We start from the raw sequence: 16,707 nt of genomic DNA, 5'->3' as shown, positions 1-16,707 counted from the left end.
TCACCACTCCTTGCCGCGGTCGAGCAGACCGAGCAGATAGTTGCCGTAACCGGACTTGACCAGGGCCTCGGCACGGACCCGGAGCTCGTCGTCGGTGATGAAGCCGCGCCGCCACGCCACCTCCTCGGGTGCGCCGATCTTCAGGCCCTGCCGCTCCTCGATGGTGCGGACGTAGTTCGAGGCGTCGAGCAGCGAGTCGAAGGTCCCGGTGTCGAGCCAGGCGGTGCCACGCGGCAGCACCTCGACCTGCAGCCGACCCGCCTCGAGGTAGGCGCGGTTGACGTCGGTGATCTCGTACTCGCCGCGTGCCGACGGCTCCAGGTCGCGGGCGATGGAGACGACGTCGTTGTCGTAGAAGTACAGGCCGGGCACCGCGTAGTTGGAGCGCGGCGCCTGCGGCTTCTCCTCCAGCGAGACCGCGCGGCCGTCGGCGTCGAACTCGATCACGCCGTATGCGCTCGGATCGGCGACCCAGTACGCGAACACCGCGCCGCCCTCGATCTGTTCGAACCGGGTGAGCCGGGTGCCCAGTCCCGGCCCGTAGAAGATGTTGTCGCCGAGCACCAGCGCGGCAGAGTCGGAGCCGATGTGCTCGGCGCCGAGCACGAAGGCTTGCGCGAGGCCGTTGGGTTCGGCCTGTACCTGGTAGGTGAGGGAGACGCCGAACCGGGATCCGTCCCCGAGGAGCCGCTGGAATTGCTCGGCGTCGGCGGGGGTGGTGATCACCAGGATGTCCCGGATACCGGCCAGCATCAGGGTCGACAGCGGGTAGTAGATCATCGGCTTGTCGAAGACCGGCACCAGCTGCTTGCTGATCCCGAGCGTGATCGGATGTAGCCGGGACCCGGTTCCGCCGGCCAGAATGATTCCGCGCATAGCGGGCAGTGTTCCAGCGTTCGGTTCCCGGGCAAACTCCGGCCACCGGTATCGTGCGGACCGTGAAGCTACTCGTGACCGGCGGCGCAGGATTCATCGGAGCCAACTTTGTCCAGCAGACCGTCGCCGAGCGCCCCGATGTCGAGGTGACCGTCCTCGACGCGTTGACGTACGCGGGCAATGTCGACTCACTCGCGTCGGTCAGGGACCGGATCGACTTCGTGCAGGGCGACATCGCCGACGTCGAGCTGGTCGACCGGCTGACCGCCGACACCGACCTCGTCGTGCACTTCGCAGCCGAGTCGCACAACGACAACTCCCTCAGCGATCCGTCCCCGTTCGTGCGGACCAACGTGATCGGCACGTTCACCCTGCTCGAGGCCATCCGCAAGCACGGCGTCCGCTACCACCACATCTCCACCGACGAGGTGTACGGCGACCTGGAACTCGACGACCCGGCCCGGTTCACCGAGTCCACCCCGTACAACCCGTCCAGCCCGTACTCCTCGACGAAAGCGTCGAGCGACCTGCTGGTGCGCGCCTGGGCCCGCTCGTTCGGCATCACCGCGACCATCTCGAACTGCTCGAACAACTACGGTCCGCGCCAGCACGTCGAGAAGTTCATCCCGCGGCAGATCACCAATGTTCTCGACGGCGTCCGACCCAAGCTCTACGGCCAGGGCCTCAACGTCCGGGACTGGATCCACGTCGACGACCACAACCGTGCGGTGTGGACGATCATCGAGCGCGGCACGCCGGGGGAGACGTACCTGATCGGCGCGGACGGCGAGGTCGACAACCGCACCGTCGTGCGGACCATCCTGGAGCTGCTCGGCAAGGACCCGGACGACTTCGACGCGGTCACCGACCGGCCCGGTCACGACATGCGGTACGCCATCGACGCCACCCGGCTGCGCACCGAACTCGGGTGGGAACCGCGCTACCGGGACTTCCGCTCCGGGCTGGCCGCGACCGTCGACTGGTACCGCGACAACGAGCAGTGGTGGCGTCCGCAGAAGGGTGTCACCGAACGGGCCTATGCGGCGGCAGGCGAGAAGGTGCTGGGAAACGCGGGGCCCGCGTAGCTACCGGTCGAGTGAACGCCGGGTCGCTTCCAGGGTAGCGGCGATACCGGCGGGCAGCGTCCGGTACGACCGGCGGTCGAGTTCCGGCCAGACGATCGAGCGTAGCCGCAGGTCCACGGACTGGACGCCGGCGAGCGGCGACGCCGCGAGCACGACGGTCGGCTTGCGACGGAACACCGTTCGGCAGGCGCCGAGCAGCGCGCCGACGGTGGTGCTCTGACCCGAGGCGAAGATCTTGGTGACCCGCTCAGTGGGCCGCGACTGCGCCAGGTCGAGGGCGTCGGCCACCATCGCGGCGGCATCGGTCACGTAGAGGTAGTCACGCATCGTGTCCATCGGCACGTAGATCGAGATCGGCGCCGACATCAGGTAGCTGCGGCACAGGTGCGAGATCAGGCCCTGCGGCTTGGCCAGGTTCTGACCGGGACCGTACAGGTTCGCGAACCGGCCGACCACGACGGAGGCTCCCGTGGCGGCGCCGAAGCGATGCATCAACTGCTCGGCGGCCAGTTTCGCCCGGCCGTAGTCGCCGAGCGGTACCGGATCGGTGTCCTCGGTGTACGGCGCCCCGGCCGAGCCCGCGTACACCCCGCCTGCCGACGAGGCGTGCAGGACCACGCCGGGGTCCGCGCCGTCGCGCGTGATCGCGGCGATCTCGTCGAGCACGTCGGACACGACCGCGTTCTCCGCCGCGAACTCGGCGGCGGTGGTGCCGTTCACGCCGACGCCCGCGCACCAGACGAGCCGCCACGGTCCTCCGTTCGCCGAGTCGATCACCCGACGGGCGTCCGCGAACAGCACCCGTCTCGTGCGGTCGCCGTCGTGCCACGGGACGCGACTCGTCTCGACTTGCAGACCCCGCTGCCCGAGTTCCCGGACGATGGCACCACCGAGTAGTCCGCCGCTGCCGACGACCCAGGTCGGGGTGCTCATGTCACCCGCCTGCCGAGTCGGTGCGCTGCTCGTCGAGCGCCGGTTCGGTGCGACCGAGGGGACCGGCCGCCGGGTCTCCGACGATCAGGTAGGGCGGTTTGCCCATCGCGGTCTTGACCGCGACGCCGACGTACTCGGCGATCACCCCGAGAGAGAACAGGATCGCGCCCATGCCGAACAGCAGGATCACCATCGTCGAGGCCCAGCCGCGGACCTCGCTGCCGACGTCGCTGAACAGGTAGGACGCCAGGACGTACAGCACCAGCGCGAGTCCCAGGGCGGCGAAGAGCACACCGATGAAGCTGACCATGCGCAGGCCCTTGGTGCCGCTGGAGAGCACCATCCGCCAGAAGTGGGAGAGCAGGCTGCGCAGGTGGTAGCCCGAGCGGCGGCCGTGTTCCTCGCGCAGTGCCACCGGGCTGGTGGTCACCTCGCCCGCGATCCAGCCGAGCGCGACGTCCAGGTAGGCCTCGGAACCGGCGTAGGCCGCCACCGATCGGCCGACCTCGCCGAGTACCAGGCGGAAGCTCTGGAAGCTGCGGGTGTTGTCGCCGGAGAGAGCGTGCGCGATGAGCCACTTCGAACCGCGGGAGGCGGCGTTGCGCAGCATCCCGTGCGGGGCGGGGTTGGTCGGATTCGCGTAGACGACGGTGGCCTGCTCATCGAGCGCGGTGTCGAGCAGCCCACCGATGGCGGCGGGGTCGTGCTGGCCGTCCTCGTCCATCGTGACGATCCACTCGCCGCCGCTCGACGCCATGCCGGCCAGCGTCGCGGGGTGCTGGCCGAAGTTGCGGCTCAGCCAGATCGGCCTGACGACGTCGTGCTCGGCCGCGAGTTGCCGGATGACGCGTGCCGAGTCGTCGGGGCCGTGGTCGAAGACGAGTAGTACCTCCTCGACGACCATGGGCCTGCCCGCCGGGGTGTGTCGGGGCGTCGTCCACGGCAGGATCTCGTCGATCAGTGCGCGCAGCGTCTGGGCGCCCTGGTACACCGGCACCACGACGGATATACGGTGCGGCTGCGCCGAAGGTCGGGCGTCGTCGGAGGTCACAGGCTGGGAGTTTATACACCCCGCGCGGGGGAGTCGTCCGGGGAAGCACCCGCGGCCGCATGGTTCACCGGCCTGCTCTCGGCGCGGCGGGCGACCCGGCGGTCGCGGTAGTACAACCCGGTGAGTAGGGCGATCAGCACCAGTCCGACCCCCGCCGCGGCGAAGCCGAGTCGCTGTCCCGGCGGGCGGAACGAGACGACCAGTTCGGCGTCGTCGGTGCTCGGCGGCACATCCACCATCAGGAACGTCTCGTCGAGCCCCTTGGTCTGCAGCGGCGTGCCGTCGAGGGTGGCCGTGTATCCCGGCCAGGCCAGCCGGGCGAACACCACACTGCCACCGTCCGGGGAGGTGACCCGGAGCCGCTCCGAGTCGACCGAGGCCGACTCGGGCACGATCTCGGTCCCGACCGTCGCGCTCACCCGACCCGACTGGCCGGACACCGGGCCGTCGACCCGTTCGAGCACATGCACCTGGCGTGCGGCAGGCTCCGGGACGCTCACCCAGGCCCAGCCGGGCGGGGGCGGGTTGTCTGCGGCGTCCGGATACTGCTTGTCCTGCAGCACGATCCGGTCGACGAGCATCAGATCGGCGAAGCTCCGGCCGGTGTACGGGTCGACCGTCAGCACGTTTTCCAACGCGTCGGGGCAGGTCGAGCCGTCGAACTCCATGCACAGCATCTTGGAAAACCCCCGGTGCCCGACCGGTGTGTATGCGTTGACGTAGGTCAGGTCCAGGTCCTTGGCGTAGTTGCCGTACACCTGCGACCGCCAGATCACCTCAGCGGATTCTGCGTCGATCTTGATCAGGCTCCGGTCACCGAGTTGCAGAGTGGTGCCTTCCCAGTCGGGGAACCCGCCCTTCGCCTCGGACTGCGAGGTCGGCAGATACCACTTGTGCAGTGCCTGCGGGTAGGTGGACACCTGGTAGACCAGGATCGGCAGCGTCGAGGTGATCAGCAGCATGGCGACAGCACGGTCTCCGAACCGGCGTGCCAGATACAGAGCCAGGGCGCCGGCGACAGCGATCAGCACACCCCACAGGACGTGGCGGCCGAAATACTGCGGACCCGACGAACTTGCGCGGACCACCAGCACCAGGATCAGTAGCGTCGCCGCGACCACGCGGGCACGGAGCGGACGGAGCGTCCCGAACCGACTCAGCAGTGCGACCGTCAGCACCAGCACCACGACCGCGACGAACGGAAGCAGTCGTGCCGGCCAGCGTATCTGTCCGATATCGCTGGGGCCGGCGGTGAACAGCAGTAAGAAGGCGAGCAGCAGCAGCGGTGTCGAGAATTCGCGCAGGGCGCCCTGTACAGAACGCCATGCGATGAAGGCGAGTGCCGGGATGACAAACCACGCGATGTAGGTAATCGGGGCAGTGGTGGTCTCGCCGGTCCACGACTCGATACTCGACACCGAGGACGGAATGCTCGCGGTCAATGTTTCCGACCACGGAGCCGTGAGGAAGTTGTCGTTGAGGGTGCCTTCCTCGCCGCTGCGCCAGGTCACTGACGAGGTCAGCAGACCAGGAAGGTAGGTGACGGCGCCGCATGCGGCCGCAGCCACACCGACCGCAGCCAGCGACAGGCTGGGGCGCCCACGTCGTTGGTGGAGGTACTCGCCGATCATCAGGCAGCCGATCAGCACTCCGGACATCAGAAAGGAGTGCACATATCCGACACTGATCGCCAGGTACAAGAAGATGAAGACCGGGAGCGGTCCGGAGAGCCCGCGGGCGTACCTGACGCCACTTGCCCAGGCTTGCACCACCCAGGCCATTCCGATCAGTGACGTCACCCAGGACGGATGCTCGAAGTACAGGGTGAATCCAGCGAACGGCGCTGCGGCACCGGCGACAGCAGCCCAGGAAGGACGTGCACCGTACGCCATTGCGACCCTGTACACGCCCCACCCGAGGATGATGGAGAACGCCAGTTTGACACCGGTTGCGAGGAGCGTCAGGTCGTCGACGGACGGCGCCAGGTAGTTGATCAGCATCTGGACCGGATTCCAGAGCCCGCCCTGACCTTCGACCGGATAGTTTCCGGCCATCCACTGGTCGAGCACGAGAGTCGGGAACCACTGTCCGTCCCGCATCACACGGCCCAACTGGAGCCAGTTGCCGACCGCCCCCGACTCGGTGTCGTCCGAGTAGAAGTATCGGGGGTCGTGCCACAGGACCAGGGCGAAACCGAGGCAGATGACAACAGCAATGACGACGCCCCATGCCCAGCGGGTACCGCGGGAGGTGGTGGTCGGCTCGGGTATCACAGCGTCTCCCAGTCGCGTTCGGATGCTCAGAGACCCTAACCTGGCACCGTCCGGCATCGGTTTCTGCGGTCACCTGCCCATCGGGATACTCTGCCCATGCACAGCGTGGACACAGATCGGGAGTGGCAGTTGATGGACGGGACCGAGAACATGGCAACGGTGACCGAGGAATCGGCGTCAGCGAGGCTGTCGGTCCAGCGCGGTGTGTTCTGTGGCCCGTCGCCCGTCGCGAACGAGGAGTTGTACGCGGTCGTCGAGAAGGGCGGTTCCACCCGGGACCGGTTCTCGCTGAACCTGCATGCCGGTGCCAAGGCGCACACCAACACCTTCTTCGGCCGGTTCCCTGCCAGCTACTGGCAGCGGTGGACCGCCGTCACCGAGGTCACCGTGAGCGTGCGGGTGCTGTCCACGGCGTCGTGCCGGGTGCTGCTCGTCGCCTCCGACATCGGTGGACACCGGCGCATCGTGGCTGTCGCCGACCACGCCGGCCAGGGCACCGTCACGCTGTCGAGCACGCTCGACCAGTTCGTCGACGGCGGGTCGCTGTGGCTCGAGTTCGAGGCCCTCGACGCCGAGGTGACGTTCGACCGGATCGAGTGGACGGTCGCGGCCACCGCCCCGCGGCGCCCGCTGGCGATCGCGATCTGCACGTTCAACCGGGCCGACGACTGCGCGAACACGGTGGCCGCGTTGGCGTCCGATACCCGCGTCGTCGATCAGCTCGCCGCCGTCTACGTGGTCGATCAGGGTACCGATCCGGTCGAGAGCCGTGACTTGTTCCGGGACGTCGTGCCGACGTTCGGTGATCGCCTGCACTACGTGCGGCAGCCGAATCTGGGTGGGGCGGGCGGGTTCACACGCGGACTGTTCGAGGCGTCCGCCTCCGGTGACGACGCCGACGTGATCCTCATGGACGACGACATCCTGTGCGAGCCGGAGACGGTGCTGCGGTTGAGTGCGTTCGCGAACAGCACCGCCCAGCCCGCCCTGATCGGTGCCGAGATGCTGTTCCTGTACAGCCCCAACTCTCTGCTGGCGAACGCCGAGCGGGTGGATCTGACGAATCTGCGGCGCGGTCTCGCGACGGAGAAGTACAGCACCCACAACCACAATCTGCTGAAGTCGTTGCCGGAGCGGCGCGTCGACACCGAATACAACGGCTGGTGGTCGTGCCTGATCCCGGCGGAGGCGGTACGTCGGGTGGGTCTGCCGCTGCCGGTGTTCTTCCAGTGGGACGACGTCGAGTACAGCCTGCGCTGCGGGCGCGCCGGCATCCCGACGATCACGCTGCCCGGTGCCGCGGTGTGGCACGCGGACTTCTATTGGAAGGACGTAGACGGTTTCGCGCACTACTTCAGCACCCGCAACGGGCTGATCACCGCAGCACTCGATCCCGGGTTCGCGCCGTCCGCACTCGTGAAGAACCTCTCGCGTGACATCAGTCGGTCCATCGTCAGCCTGCAGTACGGGCTCGCGCACACCCAGTTGCGGGCGATCGAGGGCTTCCTCGACGGACCGGACGCCCTCACCGACGGCGGGCAGGCTGCGCTCGCGTCGATCAACACGGAGCGGAAGCGCTTCGCGGAGACGGTGACCCGCCGTGCATCTGAACTGCCTCCGGTCCCGGTGCGGCGCGCGGATCCGCCGCCGAATCCGGCACTCGAGGACGCGATCCTCGCCAAGCGGGCGCTGAATCAGGCCCGTGGGCGGCTCGAACCCGGTCCGGTGACCGTCTCGTTCGAGGACGCCCAGTGGTGGCATGTCGGACGGTTCGCGCACGTGTACGTCACCGACGCATCACAGTCCGGGGTGCGGGAGCGGACGTTCGACCGGGGCCTGGCCGCGGAGATGACCGGCCGCCTCGTCGGCGTCATGAAGCGGTTCCGGGCACAGGCACCGGCGGTGGCCGACGCCTACCGGAAGGAATTCCCGCAGCTCACCAGTCGCGAGAACTGGGCCCGCCTGTACGGAAAGTAGTCCGAGGCAACATTATTCGCTGATCCGGACGACCACCTGTTCGTGGTCGGCGGTGTAGGCGAGGTATTCGAACCGGACACCGGTGCGTGCGACGAATTCGGTCCACGCCCGGTGTTCGTGGTTCTGCCAGCCCGGGTAGTTGAGGTATTCGTCGAACACCAGGACCGAGCCGGGGACGAGTCGGTCGCCGACGAGGTCGAGGACGGTGCGGGTCGACGAGTACAGGTCGGCGTCGAGGTGCGCGAACGCGACCGGGCCGGGATGGTCGGTGAGGAAGCCGGGCAGGGTGTCGTCGAACAGGCCGGACACGAGTCGGGCCCCGGGCACCGTCGGTGCCGACTGCTGTGCGAATTCGCCGGCCGGGAATCCGGTCCGCCACGCCTCCGGCAGGCCCGTCCACACGTCGAACCCCCACACGTCGTGGCCGGTGGGCTGCAGGGACTCGCTGATGATCCGCAGGGTGGTGCCGCTCGCGACCCCGAACTCGAGGGCCAGGCCGTCGACCTTGACCAGTTCGAGGCCGTGCCGGAGGGTGTCGTGCGGATGCCGGAACGCCGGCGCCGTCGGCATGTGCTCGAGAACGAACCGGGCGCTCTCGTCGGTGGCGCGGATGTCGAGGGCGTGGGTGATGTCGCGTCGGGTGCGCTGTTCGAGGTCGTGGAGTCGCTGACCGATCGCGGCCACTTGCTCCCGCGTCTCCGTCAACTCCGTCAGGACCCGCATCATCTCGCCGTTGTAGGCGGTCAGCTCGGCGAGGATCTGATCGTGGCGGTTTTCGTTCTCGATCCGCGCCTTGCGGTCGGACTCGCGCACCACCTCGTCGACGGCCCGCTGCACCTTGAGTCTGGCCGACTTCCGGAACCCGTTGAACATTCGTGATACCCCGTTTCACGTGCGAACGTCGAGTCCGTTCCCATGCTGCCAGGGATCGCGGGTGTGTGCCGGATCGAACCGTTCCCGGTCGACCCGGAATGCCGCCGGCCGAATGTCACATGCGTTCAGTCCACCTGAACGCATGTGACATTCGGCCACGCAAGGGGGAGTGCTACGACGGCTGTCCGGTGCCGAGCCATGCCTTTCCGAACAGCAGGATCCCGTCCGCGCTGGGGGTGATGCCGTGCGCGTTGCCGCTCCAGGGGATGAAGTACTTGCCGGCGCCGACGACGAGCATCGGGGCGGTGTCGTTGACGAGGGTCTGGATGTCCTCGAGGACCTGCCGGCGGTCGTCGTCGTCCGACGCGGTCTGCAGCTTCCCGAGCAGGGCGTCCATCTCCGGGTTCTCGTAGCCGAGCACGTTCGACGTCGATTCGCTCGACAGGTTGCCGTACATCCGGACGAACGGTGATTCGTCGAGGACGTTGAAGGCGGAGTAGCCGATGTCGTAGTCGTGTTGCGCGTACATCTTCTTGACGAGGTCGTTGATGTTCGACGCGTAGTCGATGTCGATGGTGAATCCGACGGCCTGCAGCAGCGACTGGAAGACGAGTGCGCTGCGTTGCGTCGCGGGGTCGTTGAGGCCGACGAAGGTGAGCCGGCCGTCGAAGCCGTCGGCCTTCGCCTCGGCGAGGTACTTCTTCGCGGCCTCCGGGTCGTAGCCGGCGCCGGCGACGTCACCGTGCCAGCGGGACCACGACTGGAACATGTCGCTGCCCGGCTGGCCGAAGCCGTCCTCGACGCGTTCGTTGAAGGCGTTCGGGTCGAACGCGGCGACGATGGCCTTGCGGACCCGCTCGTCGGACGCGTCCCGTCCCTCGCGCTGGTTGATGTTGCCGACGCCGCCCATGTTGGCGGTGTAGACGTATCCGACGTCCCCGGCGGTCAGGGCGTTGTGCACGACGTCGGCCGACCGCAGGTAGGCGGCCTGGATGTCGCCGGAGTGCAGGGCGTCGAGCTTGCCCTGCTCACTGACGATCGCCGGGAACCGCAGCTTCTCGAGGTGCGGCTTGCCGTCCCAGTACGACGGATTGGCCGCCAGCACCAGTTCGTCCTGCGACGCGAACCGCTCCACCGTGAACGGGCCCGCACCGATCGGCGTGAACGTCTCGGACGCCGCCGCCGACGGTGCCACCACCATGCCGGGGCCGGTGGTGAGCATGATCGGGAATTCGTTCCACGGCTGCTTCAGTGTGAACACCACCGTCGACGTATCCGGGGTGGCGATCTCGGCGACGGACACGTTCCACACCTGCGCGTGCGTGCCCTTCTTCTGCAGATACCGGTCGATGCTCCACCGGACCGCGTCCGCGTTCACCGGGGTGCCGTCGCTGAACGTGACACCGTCGCGCAGTTTCAGGGTCCAGACGGTGTTGTCGGCGTTCGCGGTCAACGACTGCGCCAGCTGCGGCCGGTACTGCTCCGTCTCCGGGTCGTAGCGCATCAGCAGGTCGTAGATCGCGGCCATCTCGGTGCCGCCGGTCGCCCCACCGTCCTGCCGGTTCGCGGGATCGAGGCTGCTCACCGAACTGTAGGTCGAATACGACAGCGTCCCGCCCGACACCGGGTCCCCGCCGTCGGACTGTTCCCCGACCAGGCCCGTCATCACGTTCGACGCATCGGTCGGGGCGCCGGCTCCGCTGCTGGAACATCCGGCGAGCAGGACACTCGCCGCAGCCAGTGCGGTGAGTGCGGTACCGAACCGGCGCGTCCGGAAGATTTTCGAATCGGTCACGGCGCCATCACCTTTCCGTCGGCGAACCCGGACGGGTCGTGCCGGCCGGCCACCCCGTGCTCGAACATGCCCCAGCCCTCGGCCCCGTTGCACGTCGCGCGGGCGATGTGCTCGTTGGTGCCGTGCGGAACACGTTGGGCGAGTGTCGGATCGGTCAGGTCGTACAGGCTCGACGAGCTCCAGCCGCGACCCCGCCACTGTCCGTGGTTCCATTCCGGGTCGCTGCCGTAGCCGGACCCGATCTGCAGTGTGACGAACCCGAGCGGCTCGATGTCGACGACCAGCGGCTCCCCGATCGGGTCGGTGAGGTGGATGCGGACGTGTTCGGGGGTGCGGGTGCCGCTGCGGTAGGTGATCTCGAACCGCGGCCAGCCGAGCTGTTCGACCCGGCCGTCGGGGAAGATCCGGGTCGCATGGTTGAGGGTGCGGTGCCCGTCCGGTCCCTCCTGCGCGATGATCATCAACGCGAAGTCGTCGAAGCGCAACGGAATGTACGACCACCAGAAGCCGCCCACCGGTTCGTCGTTCAACCGTCCGAGCGGTTCCCGCTCGCCCACGGGGCGGATGCCCCACGAACGGTCCCGGGTGCCCGTCCACACCGCGGGATCGACGGTGATGTCGGTGCCGTCGACGCGCAGGGTGCCCGACCAGCTGCCCACCTGGGCGAAACGGGTGGCGTCGAGCGACGGCCGCGGTCCGGCCATCAGCACGTGATGCTCCTCGAGGACCGACGGGAACGCGCCCTCCCACACCATGTCCGCGGACAGGTCGGGGTGCTCGCAGATCACCCGGATCGTCTGCAACGGTTTGACGACCTCGATGCGGTAACCACCCACCTCCACATCGAGTGAGCGGGCGTCGATGGCGTCGGAGAACCTCACCGACCGCTGGACGTCACCGCGACGGACGGTGGCGAACGCGTCGAGGACACCGAGATTCGCGTACGTGCCGAACCCGGTGACGAAGAAGATGTCGCCGGTGCGGTCGTGGCCGTTGAAGTAGTAGCGGTCGTAGAAGTTCCGGTCGCTGCTGTCGACACGCGCCATGGACAGCGGTGACTGGTGGATGGGGTACTCGTCGAGCGGATCGGGCCTCACTGTGCCTCCCAAAGGTATTCGTCGTCGATCATGCGGTCGAGCATGCGGTGGTGCAGAACGTAGTGGTCGGGGTCCTCGGGTATCGGACTGTCACCGAAATGGATGGACCGCCGTTTGATGCGGGACATGATGGCGCCGTGCCGGACGGCCGCGTACACGAGGTAGAAGTCGAGGTCGCGCAACTCGACCCCGGCCGTCTCCCGGTATCGGGCGACGACGTCCGCGCGGCGGAACAGGGCCGGCAGTCCCGGACGGTCGAACTGCTCGGCCATGTCCTGGAACATCCGGTGGAAGAACACGAACCAGCCGACGTCCAACTCTCGTGGTGCCACCGTCGCGAGCTCCCAGTCGAGGACGGCGGCCGGACGGAAGTCGTCGTACAGGATGTTGCCGATGCGGGAGTCGCCCCAGCAGAGCACCGGTTCGGACGGATGCTCCGGCCGGTTCCGCTCGAGCCAGTCGAATCCCCTCTCCAGCACCGGGATCCGCATGCCGTCCTCGCGGCGGGTCCAGTCGTAGTAGGCCCGGGTGTCGGCGACGTGCCGGCGCAGGAGTGTGGCCGCGCTCGTGTGTGCGGGACGCATCCCGTCCGGGATCGGCAGCGCATGGATCCGGGCCAGTACGTCGACGGAACTGCGCTGCAGGATGTCCGCTTGTTCCGGGGTCGCGTCGCACAGCCAGCCGCCGAACACGTACGGCGGGTTGTCCACCGGGACCACGCCGTCGACACGGTCCATCACGACGAACGGCCGGCCCAGGACGTCCGCGGCCGTCTCCACCCACCGGACCCGCGGCACCGGGACCGTCCCGTGGGCGGCGACGGCCCGCATGACGGCGGCCTGGTGTTCGAGGTCGTAGTCGGGGAACACCGGCAGTGCGGTGTCCTCGGGGACCAGCCTGGCGACCAGGTCGGCGCGGTGCGGGGCGCCGCCCTCGCGCCAGTCGACGGTGAACAGCACCGAGACACTGGACATTCCGGATTCCGACGGCTTCCGCACCGCGGACACGCGGGCGCCCGGATCGCCGAGACGCGGCCGGATCCAGCATTCGAGGCGGTGCTGCACGACGGCGAGGTCGGTGACCGTCGTGGTGACGGCGGTGTTCACCCCACGTGGGGGAGCGGGATTGCTTGTCATCGAGTCTCTTTCGCGGTCAGAGCTTGGCATCCACGACGCGGGTGTGCAGGAAATCCTCGACACCGGCGGTACCGCCCTCGCGTCCGAAACCGCTGGCCTTCACCCCACCGAACGGCAGCGTGACGTCGAGTGCGTTGTGCTGGTTGATCCACACGGTGCCGGCATCGATGCGGTCGGCGACCGCCGTGACGCGCTCGACGTCCGTACCCCACACCGAGGCGCCGAGCCCGAACTCCTGTTCGTCGATCGTGGTGAGGACCCGGGACACGTCGTCGTAGCCGACCACCGGGAACACCGGGCCGAACTGTTCCACGGCGACGATGTCGGCGGTGTCGTCCACGCCGCGGACGAGGGTGGGCTCGAGGAAATGGCCCGGCAGATCGGTGCCGGCGCTGCCGCCCCGCACGACGGTGCCGCCACCGGCCACGGCCTTGTCGAGCAGGTGGGTGACGAACTCGAGCTGCGCCCGGTTGTGCAGCGGCCCGACCGTGGTGGCGGGTTCGAGCCCGTCGCCGACGACGAGCTGCGCCATCCGGTCGGCGAAGACGTCGCAGAACGCGTCCAGCATCGCGTTCGGCACGTAGGCCCGCTTCGGGGCGATGCACATCTGTCCACCGTTGAAGAACGCGCCGCGTGCGAGTGCAGTTGCGGCGCCGTCGATGTCGGCATCGTCCAACAGGATCGCCGGATCGTTCCCGCCCAGCTCGAGGGTGACCGGGGTGACGGTGTCGGCGGCCTGCCGCATGATCAGGCGGCCGACCGACGTCGAGCCGGTGAACGACACCTTGCGCACCTTCCGGTGTGCCACGAGCTGCTGCCCCACCTCGGGTCCGCCGGTCACGACGTCGAGCACGCCGTCGGGCAGGACCGACCGGAGGATCTCGACGACCTTCGACACCACGAGGGACACCGACTCCGCCGGCTTGACCAGGACCGTGTTCCCGGCCACCAGCGCGGGCCCGATCTTGGCGGCCATGAGGAACAGCGGGAAATTCCACGGCACGATCGCACCGACCACCCCGAGCGGGCGGTGCTGGATCGTGGTGCGGCGGCCGGGAAGGTCGGGTCCGGCCGTCTCCTCGGCCCAGTCGACCCGGGCCGCCTGCGCCAGACAGTGGGCGGTGATCCACACCTCGGTCCCGGCCTCCGACAGGGGCTTGCCCTGTTCCCGGGTCAGCAGCGGGGCGATCTCCGCGGACCGGTTCGAGAGTGCGTCGGCGCACGCGGCGAGGAGCTGACGGCGGAGTTCCCGGTCGGTACGCCAGGACGCGAACGCGCGATGGGCGGCAGACACTTTCGCGTCGAGTTCCGCGGCGGTAGTGACGGCGACCCGCCCCACCTCGTCGAGGGTCGCGGGGTTGACGGAGATCAGTTCGGTGGTCATCGGGGTTCCTGTCGGGATCGCGGGCGCGGGGTCACCGGGCGGCGCTCATGGTGGGGGCGACGAGGGTGCGGAACACGAGGGACCCGTACCCGCCGTCGACCGGCAGATCGACGCCGCTGATCCACGCGGACTCCGGGGAGGCGAGGAAGACGATCGCGCCCGCGATCTCCTCCGGGGTAGCGTGCCGTCCGGTCCAGGCGGCGGCACCGTCGATGACCGCCTCACCCATCGTCGCGGTGAACTCCGGCAGCAGCGGCGTGCCGACGGTGCCGGGGGAGACGGTGTTCGACCGCAGCCCGAGCGGCTTGCCCTCGACCGCGAGGTTGCCGGAGTACACGATCGCAGCCTCCTTCGACAGCGCGTAGCAGAGCCGGTCGATGTCGGGCAGGTCGGCGACGGAATCCAGTGCGGCATCCCAGTCGTCGATCGCGAGGAAACCGTTGGCCCGCACGAAATTCCGCTGCCACTGGAAACCGGCCTGCGAGGCGGTGGTGACGACGACGGGGGTGGGACCGAACTTCGGGAGCAGCAACCGGGTGAGATCGCGTGGTGCGAGCGCGTTGACGGCCAGGACCGTCCGCCACGGCTGGGTGGCGGCGACCCCGGCGTTGTTGACCAGCACGTCGATCGGCCCGTCGATCTCCTCGGCGATCCGACGCACCCCGTCGTACGTGGACAGGTCCCCGACGACGGTGCGGGCGACGGGCGGAGCCGACTCCGGTACGGCCCGGTCGACACCGATCACGGACGCACCGGACGCGGTCAGGGCGGCGGCGGTCGCCGCCCCGATACCCGACGCGTAACCGGTGACGACGACGGTCTTATCTGCGAAATTGTGCACGATGGATCTCCTCACGCCTGGTCGGCGGTGACGGGTCGGGGACGGTCGCCCACGGGACATGCGCCGTAGTCGACGGGTAGTGCGGTGATGCCGTTCAGCCACGCCGAACGGCCGCGGACCGGTGGCCCGAGGGCCGAGATGTCGGGAAGCAGATCGGCGATCGCGTCGAACATCAGACCCACCTGCAGCCGGGCCAGATTGGCGCCGATGCAGTAGTGGATACCGGTGCCGCCGAACGCCAGATGCGGGTTGGTCCGTCGGGTGATGTCGAAACGCAGGGGTTCGTCGAACATCGCTTCGTCGAAGTTCGCCGACGCGTAGAGCAGCACGAGGCGGTCGCCGGCGGCGATCCGCTGCCCGCCGAGGTCGGTGTCGTGGAGCGCGGTCCGTTGGAAGGACAGGACGGGGCTGGCCCAGCGGATGATCTCGTCCACGGCCGTGCCGGGTCGTTCGCGCCGGTACATCTCCCACTGGTCCGGGTGGTCGAGGAAGGCGGCCAGCCCGTGCGTGATGGAGTTGCGGGTGGTTTCGCTGCCGGCGACCACGAGCAGGATCACGAAGTAGGCGAACTCGTCCGGGGTGAGCGCGCCGTCCTCGTCCTGCGCCTTGACCAGTGCGGTGATGATGTCGTCCGCCGGGCAGGCGCGGCGTTCGGTCGCGATCCCGTGCGCGTAGCCCATGATCTCCTGCATGGCGATGCGCGGGTCGCCGGGGACATCCGGGTCGTCGCGCCCGGTCATGGCGTTGGACCAGGCGAAGAGTTTCCCGCGGTCCGACTGCGGGACACCGAGAAGGTCGGCGATGGCCTGCAGGGGCAGTTCGCACGCCACCTGTTCGACGAAGTTACCCGATCCGGATGCTGCTGCGGCACCGACGATGTCCCGTGCCCGTTCGGTGAGGGCGGCGCGCAGTGCGTTGACGGATCGCGGGGTGAAGCCGCGCGCGACGATGCGCCGCAGAGCGGCGTGCTCCGGCTCGTCCTTGTTGAGCATGATGGCCCGGCCGGCCTCGATGTGCTCGCGTGGCGCGTCGTCCTCGTAGCGCACCATCGCGGTGTTCTCCCACGACGAGAAGTCCGTGTGGCGCCGCGACACCTCCTGCACGAGCGCGTGTGTCGAGACCACCCAGAATCCGTCGTCCCGGTAGCCGGCCGCGCCCCGCGGTTGCGGATTCCACCAGAGGGGCGCCGACGTGCGCAGTGCTGCGAACAGGGCATGGGGGATGCCGTCCTCGAACGTGGAGGGGTGGGTGACGTCGATTCCCTCGGGTAGCTCCACGAGTACTCCTTCCGTGCGGCAGGGAAAGGTGACACGACGAAACATGCAGCACGAGAACACCTTCGGTGCGCCGGCCGCAGCATCGGTCGAACATGCGTTCAGGCAAGCG

At 68.5% G+C, this 16,707-nt stretch carries 13 protein-coding genes; 2 read left to right on the top strand and 11 right to left on the bottom strand.

Annotation, left to right across the window (positions count from 1 at the left end):
- The gene (gene rfbA, locus E0497_RS15955) at window positions 1–876 is read right to left on the bottom strand and encodes a glucose-1-phosphate thymidylyltransferase RfbA (protein WP_137725770.1); all 876 of its coding nucleotides are present in this window, start codon (window positions 874–876) and stop codon (window positions 1–3) included.
- Between the two features lie 62 nt (window positions 877–938).
- Here rfbA and rfbB point away from each other — a divergent pair, with 62 nt between their 5' ends.
- Complete coding sequence (gene rfbB, locus E0497_RS15950; RefSeq protein ID WP_137725769.1) at window positions 939–1,961, top strand: dTDP-glucose 4,6-dehydratase; 1,023 nt, start codon at window positions 939–941, stop codon at window positions 1,959–1,961.
- On the opposite strand, the gene E0497_RS15945 is transcribed toward rfbB, so the two are convergent.
- Genes E0497_RS15945 through E0497_RS15935 form a run of 3 tightly spaced genes read right to left on the bottom strand, consistent with a single transcriptional unit; the run spans window position 1,962 to window position 6,218 of the window.
- On the bottom strand, window positions 1,962–2,894 hold the full coding sequence (locus E0497_RS15945) for an NAD-dependent epimerase/dehydratase family protein (protein WP_137725768.1): 933 nt from the start codon (window positions 2,892–2,894) through the stop codon (window positions 1,962–1,964).
- 1 nt (window position 2,895) lies between these two features.
- Window positions 2,896–3,903: a glycosyltransferase gene (locus E0497_RS15940; RefSeq protein ID WP_137725792.1), complete on the bottom strand. Its 1,008-nt coding sequence runs from the start codon at window positions 3,901–3,903 to the stop codon at window positions 2,896–2,898.
- Window positions 3,904–3,956: 53 nt separating this feature from the next.
- On the bottom strand, window positions 3,957–6,218 hold the full coding sequence (locus E0497_RS15935; RefSeq protein WP_194150327.1) for a hypothetical protein: 2,262 nt from the start codon (window positions 6,216–6,218) through the stop codon (window positions 3,957–3,959).
- A gap of 132 nt (window positions 6,219–6,350) precedes the next feature.
- On the opposite strand from E0497_RS15935, the gene E0497_RS15930 reads away from it, so the two are divergent.
- A complete protein-coding gene (locus tag E0497_RS15930) occupies window positions 6,351–8,195 on the top strand; it encodes a glycosyltransferase (protein WP_137725791.1) in 1,845 nt (614 codons plus the stop codon).
- Window positions 8,196–8,207: 12 nt separating this feature from the next.
- Here the strand turns inward: E0497_RS15930 and E0497_RS15925 are convergent, their stop codons facing one another.
- The 7 genes from E0497_RS15925 to E0497_RS15895 all read right to left on the bottom strand — a co-directional run bounded on the left by E0497_RS15925 (window position 8,208) and on the right by E0497_RS15895 (window position 16,643).
- Complete coding sequence (locus E0497_RS15925) at window positions 8,208–9,068, bottom strand: class I SAM-dependent methyltransferase (protein WP_137725767.1); 861 nt, start codon at window positions 9,066–9,068, stop codon at window positions 8,208–8,210.
- Window positions 9,069–9,240: 172 nt separating this feature from the next.
- The gene (locus E0497_RS15920; protein ID WP_241665927.1) at window positions 9,241–10,863 is read right to left on the bottom strand and encodes an ABC transporter substrate-binding protein; all 1,623 of its coding nucleotides are present in this window, start codon (window positions 10,861–10,863) and stop codon (window positions 9,241–9,243) included.
- Window positions 10,860–11,960 carry an Rv3169 family protein gene (locus E0497_RS15915; protein ID WP_137725766.1) on the bottom strand — a complete coding sequence of 367 codons (1,101 nt, stop codon included), beginning with the start codon at window positions 11,958–11,960 and terminating at the stop codon, window positions 10,860–10,862. The genes E0497_RS15920 and E0497_RS15915 overlap by 4 nt, the downstream gene beginning before the upstream one ends.
- Complete coding sequence (locus E0497_RS15910; protein WP_137725765.1) at window positions 11,957–13,096, bottom strand: phosphotransferase family protein; 1,140 nt, start codon at window positions 13,094–13,096, stop codon at window positions 11,957–11,959. Before E0497_RS15910 ends, E0497_RS15915 begins: the two co-directional genes overlap by 4 nt.
- Before the next feature lie 16 nt (window positions 13,097–13,112).
- Complete coding sequence (locus tag E0497_RS15905) at window positions 13,113–14,480, bottom strand: aldehyde dehydrogenase family protein (RefSeq protein ID WP_137725764.1); 1,368 nt, start codon at window positions 14,478–14,480, stop codon at window positions 13,113–13,115.
- Window positions 14,481–14,511: 31 nt separating this feature from the next.
- Window positions 14,512–15,321, bottom strand: a complete 810-nt coding sequence (locus E0497_RS15900; RefSeq protein ID WP_161987431.1) for an SDR family oxidoreductase — start codon at window positions 15,319–15,321, stop codon at window positions 14,512–14,514.
- An 11-nt stretch (window positions 15,322–15,332) separates the two neighbouring features.
- Window positions 15,333–16,643, bottom strand: coding sequence for a cytochrome P450 (locus E0497_RS15895; protein ID WP_170312988.1), 1,311 nt, complete (start codon window positions 16,641–16,643; stop codon window positions 15,333–15,335).
- Between the last annotated feature and the right edge of the window lie 64 nt (window positions 16,644–16,707).

It is taken from the genome of Prescottella subtropica, assembly GCF_005434945.1.
GTDB classification, from domain to species: domain Bacteria; phylum Actinomycetota; class Actinomycetes; order Mycobacteriales; family Mycobacteriaceae; genus Prescottella; species Prescottella subtropica.
This window is presented reverse-complemented; position numbering and strand designations above follow the sequence as displayed.